This is a genomic window from Curtobacterium luteum, assembly GCF_014646995.1.
GTDB lineage: Bacteria > Actinomycetota > Actinomycetes > Actinomycetales > Microbacteriaceae > Curtobacterium > Curtobacterium luteum.
Genome location: NZ_BMOI01000004.1, coordinates 214,130 through 233,514, shown reverse-complemented (window position 1 = coordinate 233,514; position 19,385 = coordinate 214,130). Strand labels below are relative to the sequence as shown.

At 69.5% G+C, this 19,385-nt stretch carries 15 protein-coding genes; 2 read left to right on the top strand and 13 right to left on the bottom strand.

From position 1 onward, the window contains the following. Window positions 1-111: 111 nt before the first annotated feature. The 7 genes from IEY20_RS06925 to IEY20_RS06895 all read right to left on the bottom strand — a co-directional run bounded on the left by IEY20_RS06925 (window position 112) and on the right by IEY20_RS06895 (window position 7,520). On the bottom strand, window positions 112-738 hold the full coding sequence (locus IEY20_RS06925) for a response regulator transcription factor (RefSeq protein WP_175329564.1): 627 nt from the start codon (window positions 736-738) through the stop codon (window positions 112-114). Next, complete coding sequence (locus IEY20_RS06920) at window positions 735-1,934, bottom strand: sensor histidine kinase (protein ID WP_175329565.1); 1,200 nt, start codon at window positions 1,932-1,934, stop codon at window positions 735-737. Before IEY20_RS06920 ends, IEY20_RS06925 begins: the two co-directional genes overlap by 4 nt. A 53-nt stretch (window positions 1,935-1,987) precedes the next feature. Further along, the gene (locus tag IEY20_RS06915; RefSeq protein ID WP_175329566.1) at window positions 1,988-2,794 is read right to left on the bottom strand and encodes an ABC transporter permease; all 807 of its coding nucleotides are present in this window, start codon (window positions 2,792-2,794) and stop codon (window positions 1,988-1,990) included. Further along, the gene (locus IEY20_RS06910) at window positions 2,794-3,633 is read right to left on the bottom strand and encodes an ABC transporter ATP-binding protein (protein ID WP_175329567.1); all 840 of its coding nucleotides are present in this window, start codon (window positions 3,631-3,633) and stop codon (window positions 2,794-2,796) included. The genes IEY20_RS06915 and IEY20_RS06910 overlap by 1 nt, the downstream gene beginning before the upstream one ends. 391 nt (window positions 3,634-4,024) lie before the next feature. Further along, window positions 4,025-6,466, bottom strand: coding sequence for an ATP-binding cassette domain-containing protein (locus IEY20_RS06905; protein ID WP_188888998.1), 2,442 nt, complete (start codon window positions 6,464-6,466; stop codon window positions 4,025-4,027). A gap of 215 nt (window positions 6,467-6,681) precedes the next feature. Beyond that, window positions 6,682-7,080, bottom strand: a complete 399-nt coding sequence (locus IEY20_RS06900; protein ID WP_175329569.1) for a hypothetical protein — start codon at window positions 7,078-7,080, stop codon at window positions 6,682-6,684. Continuing rightward, the gene (locus IEY20_RS06895; protein WP_175329570.1) at window positions 7,077-7,520 is read right to left on the bottom strand and encodes a hypothetical protein; all 444 of its coding nucleotides are present in this window, start codon (window positions 7,518-7,520) and stop codon (window positions 7,077-7,079) included. Before IEY20_RS06895 ends, IEY20_RS06900 begins: the two co-directional genes overlap by 4 nt. A gap of 596 nt (window positions 7,521-8,116) precedes the next feature. On the opposite strand from IEY20_RS06895, the gene IEY20_RS06890 reads away from it, so the two are divergent. Together IEY20_RS06890 and IEY20_RS06885 are read left to right on the top strand one after the other, a co-directional pair. Next, window positions 8,117-9,049 carry an NADP-dependent oxidoreductase gene (locus IEY20_RS06890; RefSeq protein WP_175329571.1) on the top strand — a complete coding sequence of 311 codons (933 nt, stop codon included), beginning with the start codon at window positions 8,117-8,119 and terminating at the stop codon, window positions 9,047-9,049. 159 nt (window positions 9,050-9,208) lie between these two features. Further along, window positions 9,209-10,371 (top strand): IS3 family transposase gene (locus tag IEY20_RS06885; RefSeq protein ID WP_175329572.1). Its coding sequence is split into 2 segments (ribosomal slippage): window positions 9,209-9,494 and window positions 9,494-10,371, totalling 1,164 coding nucleotides; the frame shifts between segments, so codons are not numbered across the junction. A 156-nt stretch (window positions 10,372-10,527) separates the two neighbouring features. Here the strand turns inward: IEY20_RS06885 and IEY20_RS06880 are convergent. From IEY20_RS06880 to IEY20_RS06855, 6 genes are all read right to left on the bottom strand, one after another. Further along, entirely contained in the window at window positions 10,528-11,538 is a 1,011-nt protein-coding gene (locus IEY20_RS06880; RefSeq protein ID WP_175329573.1) for a 5'-nucleotidase, read from the bottom strand. A gap of 73 nt (window positions 11,539-11,611) precedes the next feature. Beyond that, window positions 11,612-13,699: a nuclease-related domain-containing DEAD/DEAH box helicase gene (locus tag IEY20_RS06875; RefSeq protein WP_204620499.1), complete on the bottom strand. Its 2,088-nt coding sequence runs from the start codon at window positions 13,697-13,699 to the stop codon at window positions 11,612-11,614. A gap of 166 nt (window positions 13,700-13,865) precedes the next feature. Continuing rightward, window positions 13,866-15,128 (bottom strand): MFS transporter, encoded by a 1,263-nt coding sequence (locus tag IEY20_RS06870; protein WP_175329575.1) that lies wholly within the window; start codon window positions 15,126-15,128, stop codon window positions 13,866-13,868. Next, window positions 15,121-16,641, bottom strand: a complete 1,521-nt coding sequence (locus tag IEY20_RS06865) for a nucleotidyltransferase family protein (RefSeq protein WP_175329576.1) — start codon at window positions 16,639-16,641, stop codon at window positions 15,121-15,123. The genes IEY20_RS06870 and IEY20_RS06865 overlap by 8 nt, the downstream gene beginning before the upstream one ends. A 13-nt stretch (window positions 16,642-16,654) precedes the next feature. Beyond that, window positions 16,655-18,397 (bottom strand): asparagine synthetase B family protein, encoded by a 1,743-nt coding sequence (locus IEY20_RS06860; RefSeq protein WP_504739293.1) that lies wholly within the window; start codon window positions 18,395-18,397, stop codon window positions 16,655-16,657. Next, a complete protein-coding gene (locus IEY20_RS06855) occupies window positions 18,397-19,380 on the bottom strand; it encodes a nucleoside-diphosphate kinase (RefSeq protein WP_175329578.1) in 984 nt (327 codons plus the stop codon). The genes IEY20_RS06860 and IEY20_RS06855 overlap by 1 nt, the downstream gene beginning before the upstream one ends. Window positions 19,381-19,385 lie beyond the last annotated feature (5 nt).

The following is a 19,385-nucleotide window of genomic DNA, read 5'->3' as shown; positions in this document are numbered from 1 at the left end:
AGTAGGACGCCGCCGGACTCAACGTTGCAACACCAGGGAGCCCCTGACCACCACGTGGTCAGGGGTTTTCTGCGTTCACGGACCGGTTCCGCTCTCTCGCGCCGAGTGGGGTCAGGGGAGGAGGCCGAGCTCCATCGCTCGGGTCACGGCACGCGTGCGGTCGTTGACGCCGAGCTTCTCGAACACGTGCCCGAGGTGCGTCTTCACGGTGGTCTCGCTGAGGAAGAGCTGTCGGCCGATCGCAGGGTTCGAGTTCCCTTGCGCGACGAGGCGGAGCACCTCGAACTCCCTGGGCGAGAGGGACGGCCCGGCGATCGGCTTGCCGGTGGTGCGCCGGACGAGGGCCGCCATCGCGGACGGCGCGAGCGCGGTCTCGCCGCGGGCTGTGGCACGCACGCCGGCGAGGATCTCGGACTCGGGTGCGGCCTTCAGCAGGTAGCCTGCGGCGCCGGCCTCGATCGCGGCGAGGATCTGGTCGTCGGACTCGTACGTGGTGAGGATGAGCACCCGGATGCCGGGCTCTCGGGCGAGGATGCGGGCGGTGGCGGCGTCGCCGTTCAGGCCCGGCATCCGGAGGTCCATCAGTACGACGTCGGGGCGTTCTGCGAGCGTGATCGCGACGGCAGCTTCGCCGTCAGTCGCCTGACCCACGACCTCGACGTCATCGGCCTCTTGGAGGAGCGCGACGATGCCGCTGCGGACGATCGGGTGGTCGTCGGCGACGACGACGCGGATCACCGGTTTGCTCCGGACAGGGGAGCGGCGCTGCGCTGGGTCGCCGGATCGGGCGTGGTCGGCAGGGCGACCGCCACGACCGTGCCGCGCCCCGGGCTCGAGGTGATGGTGCAGGTGCCGCCCGCGAGGGCGAGCCGCTCGCGGAGGCCGCGCAGCCCGTGACCCGCGGTCGGGACCGCGGAGTCGAAGCCGACGCCGTCGTCGCTGATCCGCAGGCTGACCTGCTCGGCCGCCACCTGCAGGCGGACGTGCACCGAGGCGGCGTCGGCGTGCGCGCGGACGTTGGCCAGTGCCTCCTGGCCGGTGCGCAACAGCACCACCTGTGTGTCGCGGTCGAGGGCGCAGTCCGGGGCGTCGACCGAGACCGGGACACCGGTCTCACGGGCGAAGCGTTCTCCGAGGCGGTGGAGTGCGGCGCCGAGGCCGTCGCCGGCGATCCCGGCTGAGCCGGCCGCGACGAGGGTGCGGGACTCCTCGAGCGCGGCGCGGGCTGATTCCTCGAGGATCGTGAGGCGTTCATCGAGCCGATCGACCCGGTCAGCGGCGAGGTCGCCCCGTGCACGTTCGGTGAGCATGACGATGCCGGCGAGGTTCTGGGCGACGGTGTCGTGCAGCTCGCGGGCGAGGCGTTCGCGTTCGCTCGTCACCCCGGCGCGACGGTGCGCTTCGGCGAGGGAGTCCTGCGTGGCGCGGAGCTCCTCGATGAGCTGGCGCCGCTCGTCGGACAGCCGGGCGATGCGGGTGATCCAGAGCCCGAGGGCGCAGGCTCCGGCGATGCTGACGCCCTCGATGAGGACGGTGCTGACGAGGGCGGACGGCCCCGACGCGATCTGCAGGCCGACACCCGCCGCGACGCCGATCGCCAGCGAGACCAGGAGCGAGGTCCGGACACGCTCGATCTGGCACCAGGCGACCGGGAACAAGATGCACTGCACGAACGCGGTGCTCGGGACGGTGGCCGGGAGGACGAGCGCGGCCACGACCAGGAGCGGGACGAAGGCGGTGGCGGCCCGGCGGTCCTCGTACCCGCGCCACCCGAACCCGGCGTAGGCGAGGGCCAGGACGGCGAGCATCGCGAAGGCCGGCCAGCGAGTCGGCCACGGGGACCAGCCGAGCACGGCGAGGACCGCGACGAGCGCGAGCGTCGCACCGACGGCCACGTGCAGGCCCCAGTTGCGGTGCGTCGTGATCCGGTCCATCGCCCCAGCATCCCACCGGCCGGCCGCCCGGGGGGAGTTCTCCACAGGCGGCATCAGGCGTCCTTGCGGTTCCACCGGAACGTCAGGAGGCACACGACGACGCCCGCGACCAGCCATGCTGCCAGGATGAGTGCTCCCCAACCGAGGTGCCACGCGCCTCCCGGCTCGGCCGATGCGAACTGCGACGGCAGGAACACGGACCGCATGCCCGACGCCATCCAGCGCAGCGGGAACGCACTCGCGACGTCCTGGAGCCAGTCCGGCAGCTGCGTGAAGGGGAGGTACACGCCGGAGATGAACTGGAGGACGAGGACCACGGGGACGATCGTCGCCGTGGCGCGTCGGCCCTCGCGGGGGAGCGCCGAGATCGCGATCCCGAGGACACTGCTCGTGGCGATACCGAGGAGCATGATCCACGCGAAGGTCCACCAGCGGCTGCCCGCCGTCGGCAGGTCCACACCGAACACGAGTCGGGCGACCGCGAGGAGGATCGCCGTCTGCAGCACCGAGGTCACGAGGACCATGCCGATCTTGCCGACGAAGTACGACAGCACCGGGAGCGGCGTTCCACCGAGCCGCTTCAGCGTGCCGTCACTGCGCTCGCCCGCGATGTCGACCCCGAGCGCCTGGGTGCCGGAGAGGAGGAGGCCGGTGGCGACGAGGCCGGGGAGGTAGTACGTGGCGTAGTCGACGCTGACGCCCGGGCCCGCCTGGATGTCCGGCGCGCTGCTGAACGCGACCGAGAAGAGCGCGAGCATCACGATCGGGAAGAGGAAGGTGAAGAAGACTGCGTCCGGCGCGCGGAAGTACGAGCGCAGTTCGTATCCGACGCGGTGCAGCCCGATGATCGCGGTGCCCATCAGCGGGTCCCGACCATGTCGAGGTAGACGTCCTCGAGGGACGGGCGGATGACCTCGAGGTCGTGCATCGGCTCCGAGGTGCTCCGGATCCACTGCGTCGTGTGGTGCGTGCGTTCCTCGTGCAGCGTGCCCGCATCGTCACGCCAGCGGATCAGCGGCGTCCGTGCTGCCTCGCCGCCGAGTTCGGCGATCGGCGCGACGTCGAGGAGCCTCCCGTCCGCGATCACCGCAGCCCGGTCCGCGAGGTGCGCTGCCTCGTCGAGGTAGTGCGTGGTGAGCAGGATCGTCGTGCCCTCCGACTGCACCCGGCGGAGGAGCTCCCAGAACTGCCGGCGGGCCTCGGGGTCGAAGCCCGTCGTCGGCTCGTCGAGGAACAGGACCTCCGGTCGGCCGATGATCCCCAGCGCCACGTCGACGCGCCGGCGCTGCCCGCCGCTCAGCCGGCTGACGCGGGTGTTGCGCTGCGCCTCGAGGCCCGTCGCAGCGAGGAGTTCCTCGATGCTGCGGTGCCGCGGGTAGAGCGTCGCGAAGTGCCGAAGCTGCTCGGCCACCGTGACGTTCGGCGACTCCGCGCTCGTCTGCAGCACGATGCCGATGCGTGCGTTGTGGCTGCGGCTCGATCGTGCCGGGTCGTGGCCGAGGACGCGGACCTCGCCGCCGGTGCGGGTCCGGTAGCCCTCGAGGACCTCGACCGTGGTGGTCTTGCCGGCGCCGTTCGGGCCGAGGAGGGCGAAGGTCTCGCCGGCGGCGATCGTGAAGGACACGTCGTCGACGGCGCGCTTGCCGGTGGCGTACTGCTTCTCGAGGCGGTGGACCTCGATGGCTGGGGTGTCGGGCATGGGTAAAGCTTGACGGGTGGGGGTCGGCGGCGGTTCGGCCGGTCCGGTGGAGGGGCATCCTCCGATCGGAGGATGGTCTTTCTTCTCATCGCTGGCAGTTCTCGTGCGCGGACATCGGGGATCGCGCACCGGAACTGCCACCGATCGTTCGGCGGGGCGGCCGGGTCTGGTGCGGGGGCTGATGCGGGACCAAGGCGCGGCCTGGAGGCATGGTGTCCGGCCGGTGGGCGGGTTGCGTCCGGCTGGTGGGCGGGACCCGGTGGTGGGCGGGTTGCGTCCGGGATGGCGGGTTGCGTTCTGGGACGGGCGGGTTGCGTCTGGTCGGTGAGCGCGACCCGGCGACGGGCGGGAGGCGCGGGGCGGGGGTGCGCCGCGCCTCCAGGCCGGTGGGTCAGGCGCCGAGCGCCGCCCGCAGGAAGGGCGCGGTGCGGCTGCCGGTGGCGGCAGCGACTTCCGCAGGCGTGCCGGAGGCGACCACGCGGCCACCCTCGTCGCCGCCGGCCGGACCCATGTCGACGACGTGGTCCGCCTGCGCGACGACGGACATGACGTGCTCCACGACGACCACGGTGTTGCCGGCGTCGGTGAGCCGGGCGAGCTGGGCCGTGAGGAGCTCCACGTCCGCCGGGTGCAGACCCGTCGAGGGCTCGTCGAGCAGGTACAGCGTGTGGCCCGAGCGCGCCCGCTGGAGTTCGGTGGCGAGCTTGATGCGCTGGGCCTCTCCGCCGGAGAGCTCCGGTGCGGGCTGGCCCAGGCGCAGGTAGCCGAGGCCGACGCTCCTCAGGGCGGTGAGCTCACGGGCCGCAGCCGGGAGGTCGGCGAGGGCATCGGCGGCCTCGTCCACCGTCATGCCGAGGACGTCGGCGATGGTCGCGCCGTCGCGGCGGACCTCGAGGGTCTCGGCGTTGTAGCGCGCGCCGTGGCACTCCGGGCACGGCGCCCAACTGCCGGGGAGGAACAGGAGCTCGACGGAGACCGAGCCCTCGCCCTGGCAGACCTCGCAGCGGCCGCCCTCGACGTTGAAGGAGAACCTCCCGGCGGTCCTGCCCCGCTCCCGGGCGTCCTCGGTCGCGGCGAAGGCCTGGCGCACCGCGTCGAACATGCCGGTGTAGGTCGCGAGGTTCGAGCGGGGCGTGCGGCCGATGGGCTTCTGGTCCACCTCGACGACCCGGCTGATGAGCGGGTGCTCGGTGGCGATCGCGGGGAGGACGCCGCCGACGAGGGAGGACTTGCCGGAGCCGGAGACACCCGTCACCGCCGTCAGCACGCCGAGCGGCAGGTCGAGGTCGAGATCGTCCAGGTTGTGGAGCGCGGCACCACGGATCTCGAGGGTACCGACCGGCTCCCGTCGCTCGTGCGCCGCGCGCTCGCCGCCGGGCTGGAGGTAGCGGCGGGTGACGCTCTCCTCGACCTCGGCGAGCCCGGCCGGGGGACCGCTGTAGAGGACGCGACCACCTCCCGAGCCCGCGCCCGGTCCGACGTCCACGATCCAGTCCGCCCGCCGGACGATGTCCATGTCGTGTTCGACCACGAACACGCTGTTGCCGCTCGCGCGGAGGTCGTCGAGCACCTGCACGAGCGACTCCGTGTCCGCCGGGTGGAGGCCGGCACTCGGCTCGTCGAGGACGTAGACCACGCCGAACAGCCCCGACCGGAGCTGCGTCGCGATCCGGAGCCGCTGCGTCTCGCCGGGGGAGAGCGTCGGCGTCGCCCGGTCGAGCCCGAGGTACCCGAGGCCGAGCCCGATGAGGACGTCGATCCGGCCGTGCAGGTCCGTCGCGATCGACTGCGCCACCTCCGAGCGTTCGCCGGACGTGACCGAGCTCTGCGCCGGCGTCGGGTCCGTCAGCTCGACGGCGGGTCGGAGGACCTCGACGACCTCGCTCAGCGGCAGCGCGTTGAACTCGGCGATGCTCAGTCCGCCGAACGTCACCGCGAGGGCCGCCCGCGTCAGCCCCGAGCCCCCGCACAACTGGCACGGGCCCGACTCCACGAAGCGCAGGGCCTTGTTCCGCTGCGTCTCGCTCTGCGAGTCCGCGAGGGTGTGCAGCGTGTACTGCCGGGCGCTCCAGAAGCGTCCCTTGTACGGCTTCGCCACCCGGTCGCGCTTCGGGTGCACCTCGACCACCGGCTGCTCCTCGGTGAAGAGGAGCCAGTCGCGGTCCTCCTTGGGCAGGTCCTGCCACGGCCGGTCGATGTCGTACCCCAGGACCGCCGTCACGTCGCGGAGGTTCTTGCCCTGCCACGCGCCCGGCCACGCGGTGATCGCACCCTCCCGAATGGACAGCGACGGGTCGTGGACCGCCGAGGCCTCCGTCACCTCGTGCGCCGTGCCGAGGCCGTGGCAGCGCGGGCACGCTCCCGCCACCGTGTTCGGCGAGAACGAGTCGGAGTAGAGCTGCGTCGCGCCGTCGGGGTAGGTGCCGGCACGCGAGTAGAGCATGCGGACCGAGTTGCTCAGCGTCGTCAGCGTTCCCACGGTCGAGCGGGTGCTCGGGGCACCGCGGCGCTGCTGCAGGGCGACGGCCGGGGGCAGGCCCGTGATCGCGTCGACGTGCGGCGTACTTCCCTGCGCGATGAGCCGGCGGGCGTACGGGGCGACGGACTCGAGGAAGCGGCGCTGCGCCTCCGCGAAGACCGTGCCGAACGCGAGGCTCGACTTGCCCGAGCCGGAGATGCCCGTGAAGGCGACGATGCGGTCGCGGGGGATGTCCACGTCGACGTCCCGGAGGTTGTGCTCGCGGGCGCCGCGGACGCGGATGAAGCCGTCGGGGGTGGCGGTGTCGGTGGGCGCGGTGGTGCTGGGGGCGGGCTGGTCGTGCGGGGTGGGCATTCGTTCGAGCGTAGGCGGGGTGGCTGGGTGGTGCGCGGTGCTTGCTTCGTCGGCGGCGCTCGCCGGTGAGCGGACTGGAGGCACGGTGCCGGTCCGTCATCCACCGGGACAGGCGTTTGCCGCATTCCGCACCTCGCAGCAGCGGTCCGGACCGGGTCCCGATCGAGCCCCCGGTAGGAACCAGATCGGCTCCTACCGGGGATTGACAAGCGGAGCTAGTCGATCAGCAGGCGGACGCCGGTGCTGGTCACGACCGTCTGGGAAAGCAGGTCGCTCGAGACTCGCCGCAGCAGCATGGCCCAGATACTGCTCGAGACTTCACGAAGCGGCACATCCCCCGACGTTCCCGCCAAGGCCACGACCCACACGATCACGAAGGCAGTGTCCGACTGCTCAAAGTGCAGCCGAAGCACCAGGTCAGTGGCGATCGACGTGGCTCCGAGGATCCGGAGCGGTGTCTTCACCGAAGGTGCAGGGCCGCCGTTCGGGTTGAACGCGCGAGTGCCTTCGAACCCTTCGGGTGGGGCCGCGCCCGGTCGGACGATCGACGGTCCGACGTGTCCCCAGTCTGTCGGGAGGAACATCGCGAGCTGCCGCACCTGTTCGGGTTTCACAGGGAGTCGTTCACCCAGTCCGGGCACCGCGAGATGGGGCCGCTCGGCGCGGCGGTGCAGTACGCAGTCACGATCCCCAGGTCGTACTTGTCCGGTGAAGCCGAGGACGGCGCACGCTCTTCGAACGCGACGAACTCCTCCGTCGCCTTGCCCTTGGCGATGAACTCAGCTCCGTACAGCCGACGGTTGTTCGGCTGGAGGACCCCAGCGGCGTTGATCTGCACCGCGTGCTCGATGGTCTGCTCCTCGACGTTGTGGTCCTGCAGAGCGTGGAGGTAGCCGAACGCGGAGGTCTCGCTCCCTGATCGTCCGATGCGGAGGCCGACCTGGTGGTGGCTACCGTCCAGGAACACCGCCAGGCAGCTGTAGGGGTGCTTCGAGCCGGAGTAGTTCGTCGTGCCTGAGGGGCACGAGCCCTTCGTCAAGACGTGCGTCGGCACTGCAGGAGTGGTTGCCGTGACCGGGTCGAGCGCTACCCAGTGCCCGTCCGGAGGTGCAGCCGAGGCGTCGCCGGCTCGGTCCGTGGTCGGGTCGGCTGATGGAGCCGGTGCGGCGCCTTTCGCAGAAGCAGTCGGTGTCGAAGTCGGCACATTGGTGGCGGTCGGTGCAGGTGTTGCAGCGACGGCACCGGTGGTGCCGAAACCGGAGATGGCGCCGATCACTGCGCAGACTGCGACAGCAGCCCGCACGCTGGTTCGTTTCGTTGATCGCATGATCACATCCGTCTTTCGATTCGAGGATGCGGCGGACTCCTGCAGCGAGATGCCCCCTGGTGCGCTTGCAAGCAGGAGCAACGCTACGCGGCTGCTCGGGCGGCACAAGACGGAATGCGATCTCGGCGCCGTTCCTGAGAGGACCCGAACGAGCCGACAAGACCAGTCCTGCCGTCGGTCGGGAGGCGCGTGGCGGGCTGTGGTCCGTGCCTCTCGTCCGTATCGTGGCCGGCTCGCCGCCGGACTGGAGGCGCGTGGCGGCGGTGATCCGCGCCTCCCGACCGGCTGAGGTTGCGTTGCGCATCCGCGCGTAGACCAGACGGGTGAAGGTCATCGGAGTCGAAGAGTTCGGAGGGCCGGAGGCCCTCGCCGTCCACGAGGTGCCGGAGCCGCACGCCGGCGCCGGGTCCGTGCGGATCCGGGTCGCGGCATTCGCCGTGAACCCGACCGACACGGGTGTCCGTGCCGGGCAGCGCGACTCGTCAGGAGCGCAGCCGCCGTACGTGCCGGGGATGGACGCGGCCGGAGTGATCGACGAGGTCGGGCCGGACGTGTCCGGGTGGGCCGTCGGCGACGAGGTCATGGCGATGGCGTTGCCGCTCAGCGAGCACGGCGGCGCGTACGTCGAGGAGCTCGTCGCGCCGGTCGGGTCGTTCACGCGGGTGCCTCGCGGCACGTCGCTCGAGCAGGCTGCCACGGTCCCGATGAACGGTCTGACCGCGTTGCAGATCCTCGGGCACCCGTCGTTGACCCCGGGGAAGACGCTCGCTGTGACGGGCGCGGCGGGGCTGCTCGGGAACTACCTGGTGCAGCTCGGGAAAGCCGCGGGGCTGACCGTCATCGCCGATGCTGCTCCTGCCGACGAAGCACTGGTGCGGTCGCTCGGGCCCGACCACGTCGTGGCGCGAGGGGACGGGTTCGCTGCTGCGGTCCGGGCGATCGTGCCGGACGGGGTTGATGCGCTCGCCGACGCCGCATTGCAGCGGTCGGCGGTGGTGGATGCCGTGCGGGACGGCGGGACGTTCTTCGACGTGCGGGGATGGGAGGGCGACGGGTCGCGGGGGATCGAGTTCGTGCGGGTGATGGTGTTCTCGGAGTACCGGTCGTTCGACAAGCTCGAGCAGTTGCGGCACGCGGTGGAGAGCGGGACGTTGACGCCTCGGGTGGCGGAGGTGTTGCCAGCGGAGCGGGCTGCGGAGGCGCATGAGCGGTTGGAGGCTGGGGGGACGCGGGGGCGGTTCGTGTTGGTGTGGTGACGGCGGTGTGAGGCACGCATGTGGGCTGCACGAGGCGGCGGTGGAAAGGTTGAGGATGTATTTACGGGCGATGGTCGGGATTCGTTGCCTGGGACTGCTGCAGGTTTGGTTGACTCCTGACGGGTAGGAGCGTTGGCTCCTGCTGGAAGGATGTGCGCCATGGTGAAGGCGTATCCGGAAGAGTTCCGCCGTGATGTGATCGCGGTCGCCCGGAAGGGCGAGACGTCGGTGCGGCAGGTCGCGAAGGACTTCGGTGTGTCCGAGTCCTGCCTGGCCCGCTGGCTGCGGCTGGCCGACCGCGACGACGGCACCAGTGCTGGCGCGTCGCCGTCCGTGAAAGCGGTCGAGCAAGCCGAGCTGCGGGAAGCGCAGAAACGGATCCGACTGCTGGAGCAGGAGAACGAGATCCTCCGCCGGGCAGCGGCGTACTTCGCCCAGTCCCAGCTCCCAAAATGATCTACCCGCTGGTCCTCGAACTCGCCGCAGACCAGATCCCGGTCGCGGTGGCCTGCCGGGTGCTGGGGTTCTCGAAGCAGGCGTTCTATCGGTGGCGCGCCGATCCGGTCTCTCAGCGGGACTGGGACGACGCGCATCTGACCAACGCCGCGGTCGACGCGCACCGCGACGATCCGACGTTCGGCTATCGGTTCATCGCCGACGACATGCATGCCGCCGGCCATCGAGTGTCCGAGCGGCGGGTGTGGCGGTTGTGCTCGCAGCAGCGGCTTTGGTCACTGCACGCGAAGAAGCGCGGCCTGAACCGCAAGGCCGGCGCTCCAGTGCACGACGACCGGGTCCGGCGTGCGTTCACGGCGCCGGATCTGGACCGGTTGTGGTTGACGGACATCACGGAGCATCCGACGAGTGAGGGGAAGCTCTACCTCTGCGCGGTGAAGGACGCGTGCTCGCGACGCATCGTCGGCTACTCGATCGGTGATCGGATGCGGTCCTCGTTCGCCGTCGCGGCTCTGCAGATGGCGGTGCAGCGACGGAGCCCGGCCGGGACAGTCGTTCGCTCGGACCGCGGCAGCCAGTTCCGGTCGAAGAAGTTCGTCCGGGCGCTCGATGACGCCGGCCTGCTCGGATCGATGGGCAGGGTCGGCGCATGTGCGGATAACGCGGCGATGGAATCGTTCTTCGCTCTGCTGCAGAAGAACGTCCTCAATCGGCGACGTTGGGCCACACGCGAGGAGCTCCGGCTGGCGATCATCACCTGGATCGAAGCGACCTACCATCGGAAGCGACGTCAACGTGGTCTCGGGAAGTTGACCCCGATCGAGTACGAGACGATCATCAACCCACAGGTCGCACTCGCGGCCTAGACGAATGAGTCAACTCAACCTGCAGCAGTCCCGCCCTTGGTGCGCTTGTCCGGAGCGATGGTCGTGTAGACGTCGAGCAGATCGTGGATGGACATCGCCATGATGCGGTTCCCCTTGCGGTGCGGGCTCGAAGGCCGGGTTGGAGCGAGATCGAGACTAGCTGGCGGAGTCGTCGGACTGGTCCTGCGGCTCGCTGGCCGGCGGCTGTTGCGTGTCGACCGCCGCGTCGGAGGACGCCCCGTCCGCTGCGTTGACGACCCCGAACGGGACGTGGACACTCGGGACATCGTTCGCTGCGCCGCGTAGGTGGTCCATCTGATCATCGAAGAAGATGTGTGGGCGAAGGACCTGCAAGACGCGTGCCTTTTCGACACCACCCAGGAAGAACGCATCGTTCACTCGGAGCCCCCAGCCCTGGAGAGTTCGGACGACTCGTTCGTGCGCTGGGGCATTCCGTGCGGTCACGATCGCGACGTGCACGCGACGGTTGTAGGTCGGGTCGGTCCGGACCAGGTCCTCCTCGATGTCCTGGATGCGATTGATCCCGCGTAGGAACTGCGCCATCAATCCTTCCGGCATCGCTTCCTCGACGTGGGAAGCCTCGTTCTCATGGAACGTCGGAAGGTCGGAAGACTGCATGATGCGCTCGGATGAGTCATCCGTGAGGACGCCATCAAAGTCGAACGCGATGCGCAGATCACGACCGGCTGCATCCTCAGCCGGCGTGCCGATAACGCGACCAGCAGGCAGGCCATGGTGGATCGCGGCTCGTACGTCGTCGTCGTTCGCGGAGAGGAATAACGACATGTTGAGCGCTCCCATGTATTCGTGCGACGACCGGCCCTGCATGAAGATCGCCCTCGAGATCGCCAGGCCGTGCGCTTGGAGCGACCGCATGACCCGGAGTCCCGTCTCCGGGTCGTTGCGAGAAAGGATGATCACTTCGACCAGCTGCACACCGTCCGGGCCGAGGTCGTTGAGGGACAGCAGGCGGCGGATGAACGGGAACGCGACACCCGGGAGGAGCGTGTCGTCGATGTGCTCCTCCTGGTGCTTCCGGTACTCGTCCTCCCCGTACTCGCGGAAGATCTTGTCCGAATCGGACAGGTCGAACAGCGCGCTCGAGGCGACACCGACGACAAGCATGTCGTCGAGAGGGAAAGGCATCTCAGTTCCTTGTTCAGTGCTCATCAAGAGCGGTTGGACATGTGTTGTCGCCAAAGGGGGTCAGCGGCAGTAGTCAGCGAGCATTCGTCCCGACCCACAGCCCGTCCCTCGCGCGCGTCATCCCCACGTACAACTCCCGGCGCTCGAGCTCTCGCCGCTCCCGATCGGCCTCACTCACCGATACAGGCGCGTCGGCGAGCAGTCGCCCCCGAACGTGCGCGAGCAGCACCTGCTTGAACTCGAGACCCTTCGCCCGCTTGACGGTGCCGACCTTCACCGCGTCGACCGCCTTCCCGCTGTAGTCCTTGAGTGACACGAAGGGAACGCCGGCCGCGCGGAGCACGGTCATGACGTCGTCTGCCTGCGGATTCGTCGCGGTCAGGATCCCGACGTCGCCGCGCGAGGTCCCGACGAGTCGCAGCACCTCCGTCAGCCGAGCGAGCATCGCCGCATCGTGGTCGGCGCGCCCGGCAGCGCGGTGGACGACGGGCGTGGGCCCGTTCCGCGTGACGGCGGACACTGCGTCGCCAGCGCCGTCCAGGCCCTCGATGTCGACGAACTGGTCGTCCGCGACCATCTGCTTCGCGAAGTCGAGGATCTGCGCCGTGTTCCGGTGGTTCACGTCGAGCACGACACCACGTCCCGCGAGGCTGATCCCGACCTCTCCGAGCGTGTACCCGCCCGGGTAGATCGTCTGCTGTCCGTCGCCGATCAACGTCAGCCCGTCAGGTCGATCCCCGACGAGCGAGTGCAGCAGCGACACCATCGCGCACGACAGGTCCTGCGCCTCGTCGACGATGACCGCGTCGTAGCCTGCGAGCGGTCGCTCGCGGAGTGCATCGCGGGCGAGCAGGACGACGTCCTCCCAGTCGGTGAGGCCGCGCTCCCGGAGGCCGCGGTCGTAGGCAGCGTGCAGGTCCCAGACTGCCTGCCGGACCTCGATGGGCAGGCCGTGCTTGCGCCCGACACGGGCAAGATCCGCGTACTGGTCGAAGCGGGTCAGGCCCCGCCCCTTGATGACGTGCTTGATCTCGTCTTCCCAGTAGCGGCGCGTGAAGCGCGCCGCGCGCAGCGGACTGGAGGCCCCGATCGCGTTCCATGCGTCGTCGAACGCGAGCCGCGCCTCCCGTTCGTCGACACGGAACCGGATGCCACGCTGCTTGAGCAGACGCGTGGCGAACTGGTGGACGCCGACGAAGTCGACGCGGTCGACCAGCTCGGGCGCGTGGCGCTCGAAGAGCGACGCCAGCACCTTCGGGAGCGTGCCGATGTAGGTGGCGAACAGCACGCGACCGGTACCCGCGCGGGCGAGGTAGGCGGCACGGTGGATGCCGACGACGGTCTTGCCGGTGCCGGCGGCCCCGCGGAGGCGTGCCGGGCCGTTGAAGTTGCGGCGGACGAGCTTCGCCTGCGAGGGGTCGAGGAAGGCCATCCACTCCTCGATGGGGGCCTCGAGGACGCCGTCGAGGAGCTGTCGGGCAAGCTCGGCGTCGTCGAATTCGACAGGTCGAGGCAGGTCCTGGCGGGGGAGGACCGGCTCCGGGACGATCAGCTGCTGCTCGGGGGACTGGGCGCCGTCGATGACGGGGAAGTGGGCCATCACAGCGGCGAGCACCTGGTCGACGCGGGCGGGGGACAACCGCGCGTTGCGCTTCGTGATGTGACCGACGAGGTCGTGGACCCCGATGACGTCGACCGAGGCGACGTGCGCGTGCATCCGGCGCTGGTCGGCGAGTGCGACGACCGCGTGGACTTCGCCCGGCGGGAGACCGATCTCGGCGAGGGCCGCCTCCGCTCCGTACACGAGGTCCGCGAGACGGGCGATGTCGTCGGTGACGTCCTCCTGCCCGCGGTGGATGCGATCGCCGTGGACCGAGACTTCGCGCCACGCCTTCGTGTCGACGATGAAGACCCCGGCGCTGCCGACGACGATCATGTCGACCTGGGCGTGCTTGCTCCCGGGCCACCGCCGGTCCGCGAGGAGGTGGTAGCCGATGCCGGCGAGTGGGGCGAGGAACCGTGCGGTCTCGGCCTCGGTGCGCTCGGCGATCTCGTAGCGCCCCGCCTGCTGCTCGGCTTCGTCAGCCTGCCGCCGGTGTTCGTCCGCACGGCTGCGGAGTCGTCGGGCTTCGGCCCCGGCCGAGGTACCGGCGATGGTCACGATGGTGCTCCCCTGAGGAGTGTCCTGGTCACACCGGCGCCCTCCCCGAACGTTCCGGTACCGAACCATCCTCGCTCCTGAGCAACCGTCAAGGCAGCACCCGTTCTGGGGGCTGGTCGGCGTTCGCTGGCAGCACGGAGGCCGAGAGCGCCAGAGTTCACCGGGGTCACCGCTCGACGGCGGATCGCGGGCCGGTGTCCTCAGACACGACCGGCCCCCGGCCCGATCGGACGACCATCGCGGTCGCGAGCGCTGCGGTCAGGGCTGCCAGTCCCGAAGCAGCGATGGCTTGTCGCAGGCCGAGGTGCTCGACCACGAGACCAGCGAGCGGACCGCCGAGCGCCTGGCCCCCGAGGAGGAGCATCAGGTACAGGGCCATGACCCGGCCTCGGGTCGCGGAAGGGACAGAGCGCTGCACGAACGCGTTGGAACTCGTGAGGAACGTCTGCCCGAAGAACCCCACTCCGACGAGGCAAGCTGCGGTGACGAGTTGGTCGGGTAGGGCGAGGAGCGTCTGGACGACGCCGAGGACCGCGGCAGCTCCGACCACGCGCGTGAACGAGACGAACGGTCGATGTGCGAGGAGGACTGCCCCGATGAGTGCTCCGACGGCACAGAGCGTCGTGAACAGCCCGTAGTCGAGAGCGCCCGTCCCCGGTGACTCCCTCGCGAGCGAAGTCAGGAGCACGGGCAGGTTGAGGGCCGACACCGACACGATCCCGACGAGCATGATCGTCCAGCCGACCAGAGGGATCGCTCTGACCGTGGCGAGACCCTGTCCGATCCCGTCGTCACTCGCGGAACGGGGCTCCTCGAACATCTCGTCAGGACGCGAGCGGAGGAGTCCGATCACCATCAGCGCACACGCGACACCGTTGGCCACGAAGGACCATCCAGCTCCGATGGACGCGATCGCCGCACCGCTGAGGACCGGGCCGATCAGCCTGCCCAGCTGGAAGACCGACGCGTTCAGGCTGATGGCCGCCGGCATGAGATCCCTCCCCACCAGATCCCCGACGATCGCGTGCCTCGCCGGGTTGTCCACGACGGTGAGGAGACCGCGTGCCGCGCTCGCGACCAGGAGGACCGGGAGAGTCGCTGCCCCGGAGAGGTGGAGGATCCCGAGGACGACGGAGAGTGCCGAAGCGATCCCCTGGGTCAGGACGAGGAGCGACCGTCGTGAGAACCGGTCCACCACTGCCCCTCCGAGCAGCCCGAACACGAGGAGCGGGCCGAACTGGAGCATCGTCGCGATCCCCACCAGCACCGCGCTTCCGGACGCCTCGAGCACCGCCCAGTCGAGCGCCACACGCTGCATCCACGTCGCACTGTTCCCGACGAGGTTGCACGCAACGAACCATCGGTAGTTCCGCACCGCGAGCGCAGGGAACACCGCAGCCACCCGTCCGGTGCGCGGCCGATCAGCCATCGCCACCTGCGGCCGGTGAGGTGGACAGCCAGCACGGGATCGACGTGGAGACCAGAGCGTCGTCGTAGAGGTGGTTCCAGTCGTCATCGATGGGCTGGAGGAACTGGTAGCTATGCACCACGACGGGTTCGTCGATGGGGCGTGCGGACGTGTCCAAGGTGAAGGTCGCTGTCCATCCGGTCTCATCGGCGTGGAGTGTGCCCGAGGACGCGACCCCGTTCTTCGTCAGGATGACGTCGTCGTTGACGAGGTCCAGCGAGATCTTCTCGTACCGGTCCGCGAAGCCGAGTGCCACGTGCACGAAGTAGTGGAGGCTCGACACGGCGGCACGACAGCGCACGCTGAGGACCGGTTCGCCCGTCGACCAACGCAACGTGACCTCGTGCGCGGTCTGAGCCGACGGGTGGTCGGGCCAGCATCGCAGCGCCGTTCCGTGGTCGTCGGTGAGCGCGAGGCCGTCCGAGGAGAGGAGCGGCCATGTGTCCGTCGGGCGCTCCGTGCTCAACTGGCGGTAGAAGGACCGCATCTGCACGAGGGTTCCGAGCGGCTCGCGCCCCTCGGAGAGGACGCCCCGGGCGATCTCTCGCGGAAACGACCGTCGGAAGCCGGTCGTCTCGGGGGCCCGCAGTTGCCGGAGCATCTCGTGCACGAAGTCCACGGCGTCGTTCCCCGCCGTCGCGTCAGTGAGGGCGCGGAAGCGGGGCTCATCGAAGTCCGGGGCGCTGAGGAGCTCGCCGAACTCGAGCACCTCGAGGAGCGTGATCTTCCTGCGCCCGTGTGTGAAGGACGCCTCGACGTAGTCCTTGAACGCGTGCAGCGCGGTGAGCAGCGTGGTCTCTTCCAAGCCGGTCAGACGAACGTTCCCCGCGGGCGCGTCCGGGTGGACGATCGAGGACTGCGCCAGCATCTCGTAGCTGACACGGGAGGTTCGGACGCGAGCCAGCTGGGTGGAGGGTCCGTTGCTCTGGCCGTTCACGCCCATCGGGTAGGACCAGGAGGGGAAGTAGCGATGCAGGTCGATGTCGACCCGCTCATCGTGGTGCAGCGCGCTGAGCTCATGGCTGATCCCCGGCTTGCCGGAGCGGTAGCCCAGACGCATCAACTCCGCTTGCAGCGCCTCCGGATCCGAAGCGAGCAGATCGATGTCCGTCGTCGGACGGTGGGTCCGGTGACACCCTCGTGTGTGCAGCTGCGCACTGTGCCCCTTCAGGTAGACGACCGGCCCGAAGCGATCGGCGAAGTCGACGAGCTCGGCGTCGAGGGTACGGATGTCGCGCTGGATGGCGATCGCATGCGCCTCGGTCTCGGTACCGAGCTCCTCCACAGCCCGCGAGACCGAGGTCGGGATGGTCGGATGACAGCGCCGGAGAGCCGTCGACGACAGCTTGTGCTCGCGGAGCAGCTCAACGAACGGTTCGACAGCGACGCCGTCCGGGAACGGGTCCGTCGACCGCTGCGAGGCCGCGGCCACCCACAGGATCGCGAGTGCTTCGGGAGTCATGGTCGTGGACACGGTGTCGTTCCTTTCACGGGGTCGTCTCCCGCCAGATCGAGATCATGAGGTTCATGAAGCGGCTCCGGTCGTATGGGTCCGAGTCGCCTGGGTCGAGCTGGCGAGCGGGAGCTGTCGACCACGACGTGGGCGATGTCCTCGAATGTGCCCACGCGCGGAGGGTCGTCGTCAACCAGACCGGGACCGGAGATGCGAACCCCCGTTTGTCGTGATCGTCGATCACGCTCCGGGGAACGCCGACCGTTTCGGCGAACTGGCGGAGCAGAACCTTCGTTGGGGCCTTCGCATCGGTCGGGCACTTGAGCTCCATCGGGAGCGAGAAGCAGAGCTGCGCCCAACGGTGTGCGAGGAAGGGGGAGCGACGCTCGAGCCCGAACGCGGATGACAGTTTGTCCGCGGAGAGCAACAGGGGTGGGAACGCGCTCGCGAGGTCGACCTTCGTGAGCGCTCGACCCACGTCGGCTTCCTCGGCGAACCGCTCGTGCACCAAACGGTGCAGTACGCCCGAAGGATCCGATCCACGGAGGATCCCCCGGTAGTAGCGTTCTGCGATCGAGCCGCTGAGGTCCGCGCTGGTCGCGAACCGCCGCGCCAGGGGTTCGTACGCCCCGAACCGGGCTGCAGAGGCGGCTGTCACGCACTGTGCGGCGAGTGCGTGCCGCGTGTAGCCGAGCAGGAACTCGTCTGGGCCGATCCCGCCGTGCACGACGCGGATGCCGAGCTCGCCGATCCGCCTGTACAGCATGAACTCCGAGAGGAGACTCGCGTTGCCGACGGGGTAGTCGAGCGAGGCGACGATGTGGTCGATGCTGTCGACGAGGTCGTCCTCGGTCGGCTCGACCACGATCAGTTCACGACCGATGGACGCGGCGACTTCTTCGGCGCGTCCGAGTTCGTCGTACCGAGCGTGCCCGGGGTAGCGGACCGTCACCAAGACTTCGGGGCGGAGGACACGTGCAATGACGGCGGAGTCGAGGCCGCCGCTCAGCAGCAGGGCTTGATCGCCCGGTCCGCGGCGGCTTTCGAGTGACCTCATGGTGATCTCGCTGAAGCGCTCGACGAGCTGGGGTCCGGACGGCGCCGCCGCCGGACTCTCGTCCCCGAGGTCCCACCAGGTCCGTTCGGACCAGGACCAGGTGCGGAGGTCGAGTGCGACCATCTTCCCGGGCGCGATCAGTTCGAGGTCCTCGTACGGGGTGTCGGTTCCGAGCGGCGTCTCCGCGCTGTGCCACTCGTCGGGAAACACCCAGGTCAAGGGAACAGCTGCCGAGATGGCCTTCACCTCGGATGCGAAGTGGACGTCACCTCCCTTCCGGTGGACGTACAGCGGCTTCTCGCCGAGCCGGTCCCGCACGAGCACGAGACGTTCCGTCCTCGGTTCGTGCACGGCGAAGGCGAACATCCCGTCCAGCTCGCCCAGGCAGCGGGAACCGAAACGGTCCCAGGCGCGGAGGAGGAGGTGTGCATCGCTCTCGTCGGGGAGGATCGGCAGATGCCAGCGCTGGGCGAGCTCTCGCCAGTTGTAGATCTCGCCGTTGAACGTGAGCACGGCCCCCGAGTGCCGGGACCGGTACGGTCCCGGCGCAGTCGCGCCCACGATGGACAGCAGGTTCATCCCGAGTGCGACACCGCCAGCGTCGGAGAGCTCGAAGCCTGTGCCGTCCGGTCCTCGGTGTGCCTGCGCTGACGCCATCCGGTGCAGCGCGGCCACATCGGCCGGGGCCCCTCGGCGAGCGATCCCCACGATGCCGCACATCAGTCCGACACCTCATCCGGTGCGTAGTGCATGCCGGTCTCGAGCGCGAGCCGATCCCAGACGTCGACCGCTACGCCTGCTTCGGTCAGCGCGGCGATCACACTCACGGCTGCTCCGTGCGAGTAGTTGCTCGGGTCGGCGAGGATCTCGAGCGCGCGATCCGTACCCCGCGATTGCCTCGGCCGTTTGGACCTGCGTTCTGTGCGCAGGAGGCGACAGAAGTCCCGCCAGCGCTCCTCGGGCGGAGCTTCCGACATCAGGAAGTCGACGTGGCGCTGCACACGGGCCGGCACAGCCCTGGCGCCGTCGGCACCGTGGGCCTCCAGGAGGAGCTTCGATCGGATGACGGCCGAAGGGAGATCGAGGGCACGGTGCGTCGGCCGGGCGAGGCACAGTGCGTGTTCGAGCTCGTGGTCCGGAACTGCGTCGGGAGCCCGCTCCGCTGATGCTTGCAACGCGTGCACCAGTTCTCCGAGATCGTGGAAGATCAGGTACTCGCGAGCTGTCGAGATGGGCCCGTCGGCGGCGTGGACGAGGTTCATCGCGGTGTTCGAACCCCTCGCGTCGTGCCGGACCTGACCTGGGACCGCGAGCATGGGGTCCGAAGGGCCCTTCCACTTGGACACCTCCTCGTGAGGAGCATGGTTGGGTACCTGGAGCAGCAGAGCGATGCTCGGGCCCGCCGTGTAGAGCTTCGAGTTCAGCCACCAGACGCCCAGTTGGTTCTGCTCGTTCCGCGCTGTGAGGTTGAAGGCGTACAGGCTCTCGAACGCTCCCGCCTGGGGAGCGCTGATCGCCTTCGCGGACATCAACCGCCACCCACGGTCGACGATGCTGTCGAGGATCAACTGGTGTACACCCATCGCGATCGCATCGGGCTTGATGAGGGCGAAGACGAGTTGGCTGAGACGCGGGAGCAAGCGTGACGGCACGGTGGCGACCAGGTCCTCCCAGACGCGATCCGCGGCGCCGATGCTGGCCATGTAGC